Genomic DNA, 2,431 nt, shown 5'->3' on the forward strand with positions numbered 1-2,431 from the left:
TCTCGCCGGCCTACTTCTTCGACGACGCGACCTCGGCGAGCATCCGCAGCCAGATCGAACTCGCGGTGGCCCTGCGCGACGACGACGTCCGCCGCGCCGCGCTGAGCGAGCTGACCTCGGCGCTGACCGCGTCGGCGGGCACGCTGTCGGCGACCGACCTGCACGTGATCACGGACATGGTGCGCTCGATGAGCGCCCGCAAGTCCGCGAGCACCGACCGCGACGACGCGGACGAGGAGTAGCTCGACCAGACCGGCCAAGTCCCTGGTGCTGTGCTGCTAAAACGGCCGTTTTAGCAGCACAGCACCAGGGCTCTGACGCAACACCAGGGCTCTGACCTGGGCGAGGCAGGGGAGGCCGGGCTCGCGTCGGGGTCGCTCGCCACGTCGAGGACAGCGCAGTACCGTGGTCGCCATGGCCGACGAGGAGATCCGCGTGGTGTTGCCGGGCGACACTGCGGACCAGGTCCATGATCTGGTCGGTCCGGATCCCGCCAGCATGGAGGCGTTCGTCGTGACCGTGGTGCAGGAGCGGCTTCGGCCGCAGGGCCCGCCCGGATTCGAGCGGGCATTCGGCCGCCCGAGCGACGCGGCGCTGGACGCCTCGGCGATGGACCTGCTGGGCCGCCCAAGCCCGTTCGTCCTCCGGCGCCCCTCCACGGGCGCTGCGTGATCCAGGGCTTCGTCTGCGACCTCGGCCTGGTCACTCGGTTCGCCGCGATCGACGATTACGCGCACGGCTTGGTATGGAACGCCTGGCACGCGAAGGTCACGCTAGTCATCCCCACCTCGGTGTTGGCGCTGGCCCGCGCGCAGACCCCCGCCGGCCAGGACGCCATCGCGGTCCTGCTCGGCTCGGAGATCACCACTCTGGACGACCTGGACGGCCGGCGGGCGGGCGAGGTCGGCGCCCTGCTGGCCGCGCCCGACGACCCCGTCGAACTGAGCGCCTGCACGGAGACGCTGGCCCTGGCGCACGTGGTGGCCCTCAGCAGGGAACACGGGTGGCCGGTCATCTCCGATCGGCTGGCCGCGCTGCACTCGCTCGATCCCCGGGTCGAAGTCAAGCTGCTGCGCTGACAACTGCGGTGCCCCGCACGGTCCGGCGCGCGTCCCAGCATCGTCGACGCCCACTGCCTCGGCGAGGTCGACACCCGAGGGACCGCATCGCCTCCACGGCCGGTACCTGCGACGACGTCCGTTCGGGGGAATGCCGAAGCACGTTGCGCGCCTGCGCCGGCGGGGAGTTCTATGGTCGGTTCGCAGGCACTCCCGGGAGGAGGGGCGCGACCTACGCACAGCGGGGAGCGAGCAGTGGCACAGGAGGACGGTGCGACCACCACGCCGCCGGCAGTCCTCGACGGCGACGAGGTCCCGCTGACCTTCGGCGCGGCACTGCGCCAGCGGCGGGAAGCCCTGCGCCCCACCGTGTCGCTGCGCGCGATGGCCAAAGAGATCCACTTCGACAAGAGCCAGGTCTCGCGGATCGAGAACGGCCAGCTGCCCACACCCGAGTTCGCCCAGGCCGTCGACACCTACCTTGCGGCCGGTGGTGCCCTGGTGGCACTGGCCGACCAGGCCCGCGCCCGGCGCCACCCCTCGACGCAGGCGGCGCAGCTGCCCGCCGCGCCGAACAACTTCGTCGGGCGCGACCTCCAGCTCGGCCGGCTGCACGCACTGCTGGCCGAGGCCACCGCGCCCGGCGCGATGGCCGTGACCGTGGTGTGTCTGGACGGCCCGCCCGGCGTCGGCAAGACCGCGCTGGCGCTGCGGTGGGCACACGAGATCCAGGACCAGTTCGACGGCGTGCTGTTCGCCAACCTCCGAGGCTTCTCCGCCGGCGCGCCCGCCGCGCCGCACCAGGTGCTCGAAGAACTGTTGGGAGGGCTGGGGATCAGCCCGGACCAGGTTCCCGCCGACCCGGCGGTCCGCGCGGGGCTGTTCCGCTCGCTGCTGCACGACCAACGATTCCTCCTGGTGCTGGACAACGCTGCCGACTCCCAACAGGTCCGTCCGCTGCTACCGGGCATGCCCAACTGCGTGGTGCTGGTGACCAGCCGGCAGCGCCTGGCCGGACTGGCCATCGACCCGGGAGCGCGGGCGGTGACGCTGAACCCGCTCGACCGCGGCGAGGCGGTCACGCTGGTCGGGTCGGTCATCGGGGATCAGCGCGCCGCGGCCGACCCGGCGGCCGTGGCGGCGCTGGTGCAGCGCTGCGCCTACCTGCCCCTGGCCGTGCGCATCGCTGCCGAACGGGTGGCCTCGCACCCGCATCAGACCGTCGCGGACCTGGTCGCCGACCTCGCCAGCGAGAGCGACCGGTTGGAGCTGCTGTCCGCCGCCGACGACGACACGATGGCCGTGCGCGCGGCGTTCTCCTGGTCCTACCGGGCCCTGGAACCGGATGCGGCGCGGATGTTCCGGCTGCTGGG

Annotated in this window: 3 protein-coding genes and 1 pseudogene; all 4 read left to right on the forward strand. The window is 72.5% G+C overall.

All coding sequences use genetic code 11. The features are described 5' to 3' along the window. Positions 1 to 242, forward strand: a pseudogene (locus tag F0L68_RS43065) (hypothetical protein); the annotation flags it as partial. 172 nt (positions 243 to 414) lie between these two features. After that, positions 415 to 672: a hypothetical protein gene (locus tag F0L68_RS41245; RefSeq protein ID WP_149855356.1), complete on the forward strand. Its 258-nt coding sequence runs from the start codon at positions 415 to 417 to the stop codon at positions 670 to 672. After that, positions 669 to 1,079, forward strand: a complete 411-nt coding sequence (locus F0L68_RS41250) for a hypothetical protein (protein WP_149855357.1) — start codon at positions 669 to 671, stop codon at positions 1,077 to 1,079. Before F0L68_RS41245 ends, F0L68_RS41250 begins: the two co-directional genes overlap by 4 nt. Positions 1,080 to 1,313: 234 nt before the next feature. Continuing rightward, positions 1,314 to 2,431, forward strand: a 1,118-nt coding sequence (locus tag F0L68_RS41255; protein ID WP_188317127.1) for a helix-turn-helix domain-containing protein, incomplete at its 3' end; no start/stop codon positions are given.

The sequence above is a fragment of the Solihabitans fulvus genome (assembly GCF_008386585.1).
Lineage (GTDB): Bacteria > Actinomycetota > Actinomycetes > Mycobacteriales > Pseudonocardiaceae > Solihabitans > Solihabitans fulvus.